At 66.8% G+C, this 6,132-nt stretch carries 6 protein-coding genes; 1 reads left to right on the plus strand and 5 read right to left on the minus strand.

The genetic code is table 11. From position 1 onward, the window contains the following. Positions 1–11 precede the first annotated feature (11 nt). From JZ791_RS33290 to JZ791_RS33310, 5 genes are all read right to left on the minus strand, one after another. The gene (locus JZ791_RS33290; RefSeq protein WP_216900000.1) at positions 12–1,187 is read right to left on the minus strand and encodes an MFS transporter; all 1,176 of its coding nucleotides are present in this window, start codon (positions 1,185–1,187) and stop codon (positions 12–14) included. Between the two features lie 192 nt (positions 1,188–1,379). Then, positions 1,380–1,862 carry an NUDIX hydrolase gene (locus tag JZ791_RS33295; protein WP_216900002.1) on the minus strand — a complete coding sequence of 161 codons (483 nt, stop codon included), beginning with the start codon at positions 1,860–1,862 and terminating at the stop codon, positions 1,380–1,382. 139 nt (positions 1,863–2,001) lie between these two features. After that, a complete protein-coding gene (locus JZ791_RS33300) occupies positions 2,002–2,532 on the minus strand; it encodes an NUDIX domain-containing protein (protein WP_216900004.1) in 531 nt (176 codons plus the stop codon). 233 nt (positions 2,533–2,765) lie between these two features. Beyond that, positions 2,766–3,791, minus strand: coding sequence for a zinc-binding dehydrogenase (locus JZ791_RS33305; RefSeq protein ID WP_216900006.1), 1,026 nt, complete (start codon positions 3,789–3,791; stop codon positions 2,766–2,768). Next, positions 3,788–5,083, minus strand: coding sequence for a WS/DGAT domain-containing protein (locus JZ791_RS33310; RefSeq protein WP_216900008.1), 1,296 nt, complete (start codon positions 5,081–5,083; stop codon positions 3,788–3,790). Before JZ791_RS33310 ends, JZ791_RS33305 begins: the two co-directional genes overlap by 4 nt. A gap of 431 nt (positions 5,084–5,514) precedes the next feature. Between JZ791_RS33310 and JZ791_RS33315 the strand changes: the two genes are divergently transcribed. After that, the coding region (locus JZ791_RS33315) for a WXG100-like domain-containing protein (protein WP_498049410.1) at positions 5,515–6,132 on the plus strand (618 nt) is incomplete at its 3' end.

Raw genomic sequence — 6,132 nt, forward strand, 5'->3', positions numbered from 1 at the left:
ATCGGCAGGCGTCACCGCACTTCGGCGGGCTCCGGCGGCCGGTCTCGTTGCGGCATGTACAGGGCGATCACGGCGACCACCACGGCGACGAGTTCCAGCACCGCCGCCACCACGAAAGCTGTTGCGTATCCGGCGCTCACCGCCAGGACCCCACCGATCGGCCCGGCCGCCAGAATCCCCAGATCCCAGCAGGAGGTGACCGCGCCGACCGCCGCACCCGGACGCAGCGGTCCGGTGCGGCGCAACGTGACCGCCACCGTCGCCGGATACATCAGCGCCAGCCCGGCTCCGGCCAATGCGGCCCCGACCAGGACCGCGGGCTCCGAGCGCAGCAGACCGGCCACCAGCAGACCCAGCGCCTCTACACTCAGCGACCACATCGCCACCCGGACCCCGCCCACACGATCGACCAGTGGACTGCCCGCGAACCGGGTGATCAGGAACGCGACAGCGAACAGCGCCAGCACAATCGCCTGACCACCGCCGTGAAAGCTGCGCAGGTACAGCACGGCCAGCGCGGACACCGTGCCGTAGCCATAGGCCGACAGCCCGAACACCAGTCCCGGCAACCTGATCCCGGCGGGCGCCAGATCGGCGAACCGCCGTGGCATATCGGTATCGGTCCGGTACGCCTGACGCCTGGTAGCGGTGGTGAGCACGGCGGACAACAGTCCCAGCGCCGTCACCGCCCACCAGACACCGCGATACCCGGACACCGAATCCACCGCCGCGGCCAGCACCGGCCCCGCGGCCAGCCCACCCCACATCGACAGCCCGAACCATCCGGCCACCCGACCGCGCCTGTCCGCGCCGGTACCGGAGAGCACCCAGGGCAGCGCCCCGGAGAACAGCGCCGCCTCCCCCGCACCCATGACCAGCCGAAACACCAGCAGGACAGCAGGATCGGGGGCCACGAGATGCCCGATCCCGCCGATCGCCGTCAAGATCCCCCCGAGTATCACCACCGGCCGAGCCCGGCCGCTGTCCGCGGCAGCCCCCGCGAACGGCCGCCCCACAGCGGTGGCCAGAAAGGCGATCCCGACCGCACTGGCACTGAGCACCGGACTGCCGCCGAACCGATGCGTCACGAATGCGGGCATCTCCTGAACAGTGGCTCCCAACGCCAGATATCCAGCCAGCACCGCGAGCCACAGCCGGATCAAGGGGATCTTCGCGTCTTCAGCCACCTCTAGAAGATAACGATCGTTACCATTCGGGTCAATCGCTGTCCGGAATGTACTGTTGAGTCAATTGCGCACAATGCCAGGCATATTCGGCTCACCGAGCCGCGGTGTCTCGACCACCTTCGGGCGAACGAGACGATGCGCACCATCACGATTCGCGATCATTGGCGACCCTCGACGAGACCTCACGGACAACTACCTGCTTCCCCGTCGTTGATAGACCGTCGCCACTTCGTCAGCCAGCGCGCTGTCGATGCGACGGCGAGTGTATTCGTCGATTTCCGGAAGGCCGGAGAGTGGGAACCATTCGACCGCAAGGGATTCGTCATCATGGACGTGAGCGTCACCACCGACCGGCTTACACCGGAAAACCAGATCGAGGTAGTGGCACCGATCACCCGACGGATATTCAATCACTGGCGAGACATCCACCAGTGCAAGGGATTCGGGCTCGACGGTCAGCCCGGTTTCCTCGAAGCATTCACGCACGATGCCGTCCGCAGGCTGCTCACCGGGCTCGAGTATCCCCCCGATGAGCGACCATCTTCCGTCGTCGGCACGATGGTTCAGCAGCAGCCTCTCATGCTCGTTCACCACGACCGCGGTGACCGCGGGCAGCCACAGCAGTCGGGTGCCGACGAACTGACGGAGTTCAGCAATAAAATCGGGAATAGGCACAAGTCCGGAGCCTAGCCGGATCCGGCACGCGGGTTTGCAGGCCCGGAGAACCGGCCTCCCGCTACATTTTCCGGGTGAAATTGTCCGAAACCGGAGTTTCGATGCGGAAAAATGTAGCATGAGGCCGGACGCGGCGGACTCAGGTCCGCAGGTTCAGGAGCAGGTACCCAGCCAGCGAGGGAGCATCGGTGATGACACCCTCACGCACCATCGCCTCGAATTCCGCTCGGGCGAACCATCGTTGGCACATGTCCTGCTCGGTGGCCTCCCTGTCGGGCTCACCGGCTATCAGATCGGTCGCAAGGAACACGTGGACGCCCTCACCGGTCATCCCATTCGCACAGTGCAGATAGCCCAGCCGTTCGAGCCTCCCTGCCGCGAACCCGGTTTCTTCGGCCAGTTCCGCCACGGCCATATCCTCCGGGCTACCCGTCACCCCCGGCGGGAACGAGCCCGCCGGGAACTCCCAGGACCGCGCCCCGACCGGATACCGGTATTGCTCAACGAGGTGAAATCCGTCGTCCTCCATGGGTATGACCAGCGCGAAGTCGGGCTTGTCGACCACCGAGTAGACCCCATGCGACCCGTCCATCCGCTCGATCCGGTCCTCCCGCACCGACATCCACGGGTTCCCGTACACGACTTTCGACGACAACGTCCGGATGCACATGTCTCCAGTCTCGCGGTTCGACGCAGCGCGGGTAAGGATCCGGTGCCCATGTGTCGTAGGCCGCAGGGACAGCCCGCTCTACGAAGGCGTCGCCGCCGCACTCGTCCGGCGCGGCCACGACGAGCAGACCACCCGAACAGCGGAACTCGACCGGTGGCGGTTCGCCCCGAAGTGAGTAACTGCCACAAAGCTTTCGTTCCGATTCCGCCAGGGCTGCTTGGTCGTCCGTGGTGTCAGGGTCGCACGAGGACCTTGGTGGCTCGCCGGTCACGCATGGCTTGATAGCCGGTGTCGATGTCCGCCAACGTGACCGTGTGGTCGAACACTGGACTGGCGTCGAGGTCACCGGCGAGCACCTTGTCGAGCAGGGAGGGGATGTAGCGGCGCACCGGGGCGAGCCCACCGGTCAGCGTGAGGTTGCGGAGAAAGCATGCCGCGGTGTCTATTCCGAAGTGTGGGCCACCCAGCAGGCCGAGTGTGCCTCCGTCGCTGCACACTTCGGTCGCCGTTTGGAGCGCGACGGGCTCGCCGACGCATTCCATGGCGATGTCGACGCCGCTGTCGTCGGTGAGTTCCCTGATTCGATCAATGGCCTGCCGGCCCCGGGCCGCGACGATATCGGTGGCCCCGAACCTGGTCGCAATGGGATGACGCGACTCGTGGGTGCTCACCAGCAGGATCCGCTCCGCCCCGGCATGGCGCGCGGCCAGGACCGAGCACAGGCCGACCGCCCCGTCACCGACCACGACGACCGTTTCACCGCCGGACACGCCCGCGGCCTGGGCTCCGTACCACCCTGTGCTCATGACATCGGCGAGGGTCAGGATCGCCGGCAGGCGCTCGTCGTGTTCGTCCGTCGGCAGCGGTATCAGCGTCGCGTCCGCGAACGGCACGCGGACCGCCTCGGCCTGGCCGCCGTCGCTGTGCCCGCCCCACATGCCCCCGGCCGAGCAGGAACTCGGCAAACCACGCACGCACTGCCGGCAGACCCCGTCGGCGAACATGAACGGCGCTACCACCACATCGCCGGGACGTACGGTGGTGACCTCACGTCCGATGTCGACGACCACCCCGACGAATTCGTGGCCGCACCTCGGCCCCTGCACGGGGCCGGGCAGACCGCAGTAGCCGCGCAAATCGGTGCCGCAGACAGCCGCTGCCACAACGCGCACCACCGCGTCGGTGGGCGTCTCGACCCGAGGGTCGGTGACCTCGTCGACCCTGATGTCGCCGGGTCCGTGGAACATCGCGGCCTTCACGAGGCACTCCGCTGCGTGTGGTAGGCCGCCCGCATCTCGTGCAGCGTTTCGACCCAGCCCTCGGCGAGATCTTCCGGGTCGGCTGTGCCGTCGGCGGTGAGGATCGACAGCGTCGCCTGCCCCTGGTAACGGGTCAGAATGCTGAAGCAGCTGTGCGCGGGCGGCAGCCACGGTATCGCGATGACCTGCTCGACCGGGCTTCCGGCCACCGACAACGGCCCGATGGCGCGGAAGCTCGACGCGGTCAACGCGACGTTGCGGCGATCGCCCAGGCGTGTGAGGCAGGCGGCGCCGATCCGCGGCGGCACGTCCTCGATGAGAGCGCGCGCCGCAGCCCTGTATGCCTCGACTCGACGGCGGGACACGCGGGTCATCACCGCCCGCAGGCGACGCCGGGGATCGGTGTCGCCACAGGGCAACTCGACCCGCATCAACCCGATCAAGCTGCCCGCCGTCGCAGTGTCTTCTCCGGGCCTCCTGGTGTCCACCGGGACGCACACCGGCAACCCGCGCCGACGCGGCCACCGGACCCTGTCGCTGAAATCCGCTGGCGACCAACGCCGAATCGCTCCGGTCAACGCCGCCAAGTGGACCTGGCCGATGCTGGCCGCACTCGCCGCGCAGATCGAGAGAACGTCGTCGAGCGGGATCGCCCGATACGTCACACGGCGTCCGTCACCCCGTGCGGGCGGCAATGCGGTGAGCGGCGCTGCCGGGCGCAGTGTCGCCAGGACGTTCGGCAGGGCGCGCAATGCCCGCCACGGCAAGGGTTTTCCCGGCTCTACCAGGTTGTCGGCCGAAGGTTCACCCTCGCCGAAGATCAGTTCGAGAGTCCGGATCAGCGCGGTGCCGTCCTGTGCGGCATGGTGGACGATGTAGGCGATACCCCAGGTGTCGCCGTCGCCGGGTAGCAGCCACATCCGCCACAACGGCCGGTCCTGCCCGGGTGCGCCGCCCAGCCAGACACCCGCCGGCTCGGGCCGCGCCATCGAGCCGTCCAGCACGTCGATATGCGACCGTATGTCGAAGTGTGGATCACGCTCCCAGCGCAGTTCGCCGCCCTCCACCGAGACCAGCCGGTGGGTGAGAGCGGGCAGAGATCCCAGATGTTCACCGACCAGCGCACGCAGCGTGTCGATGCCGATCGGTGCGCCCCTCAACCGCAGCAGGACACCGAAATACAGGTCCTCCGCGGACCCCAACGCCCCCTGCATTGCCAGGAATGTGCGGGTCAGCAGGTCCACGCGTAACCCCGCAGCCGCGGCAGTGGGGGTGACATCAGCTGTCGTCATGAGAGGGCATCCTTTTGTCCGGAAGGACAGGTGGTCGATTTGCGAGGTCTCCTGCGGGATTTTTATCATCCGGCTGACCAGTTGTCGCGCTGTCCGCCGTGCGGGAGCGTCTATTTGCTCGACATTTACTTTGCCGCAATCACTCTCGGTAGCAGCGGGCCGCGACTCACTCGCAGAGCCGAATGCGACAGCGACAGACGGTCGACCGACAAGCGATTCGGACGGATCGTCCGTTTGATCAGCAGGACGGTCAATTCATTTGCCGCGGACGATGTTTCGCTTCATAGCAAGTTACATCTTCGACCCGCGTCGTTGATCTCCGTTTAAGACTCGTATGAGTGTTGTTCCGGCAGTGGTGGCGTCGCGTTTGGGTTGCTGACGGAGCATCCAGACTGTGGAGCGGGCAGATCGGTACCGGCGTGTGAGCCGCCATGAGTATTGATCTGCCGCACGGTTTGCAGTGGGTGTCGTATCTGGCGGGTGCGCAGTGGCCGCAGGGGGACGAGGACAGGATGTTCTCGCTGGCCACGGATTGGAAGAACGCGGCGAAGCAGGTGTCCGGGGGTTCGGGGGATCTGGTGGGGGATGTCGAGTCGGTGGTCTCGCAGATCGAGAAGGCATACGTCTCGGGGCCGGGGCGGGATTCGATGGTGTCCTCGCTGGCCTCGCTGACCGACGAGTCGGGGTCCTCCTCGCTGCAGTCGGTGGCGAAGTCGATGGAGGATCTCGGGAGTTCGTGCGATTCGGTCGGCGACTCGATCCAGGAGGACAAGATCCAGATCCTGGTCGGGTTGGCGTGGCTGGCCTGGGATCTGGCGACGGCGTGGTTGGCGGGTCCGGCGGCGCCGGCGGTGGAGGCGGCGGGGATCGCGTCGGTGCGTACGGCGTTGACGATCGTGCGGGAGGTGGTGCTGGAGGCGATCAAGGCTGCCGCGGTGGGTGCGGCGGTGGAGGGTGTCACCGATGCGGTGGTGCAGTTGATCCAGATCGCGCAGGGGCATCGGCAGTCTTTCGATTGGAAGGAGTTCGCGGAGAACACCGCGTTGGGT

It is taken from the genome of Nocardia alni, assembly GCF_019038435.1.
Taxonomy (GTDB): Bacteria; Actinomycetota; Actinomycetes; order Mycobacteriales; family Mycobacteriaceae; genus Nocardia; species Nocardia alni.

Coding starts and splice junctions, on each gene's coding strand:
- JZ791_RS33300 (WP_216900004.1), bottom strand. CDS start 2,532: ATGTGCATCCGGACGTTGTCGTCGAAAGTCGTGTACGGGAACCCGTGG.
- JZ791_RS33310 (WP_216900008.1), bottom strand. CDS start 5,083: ATGACGACAGCTGATGTCACCCCCACTGCCGCGGCTGCGGGGTTACGC.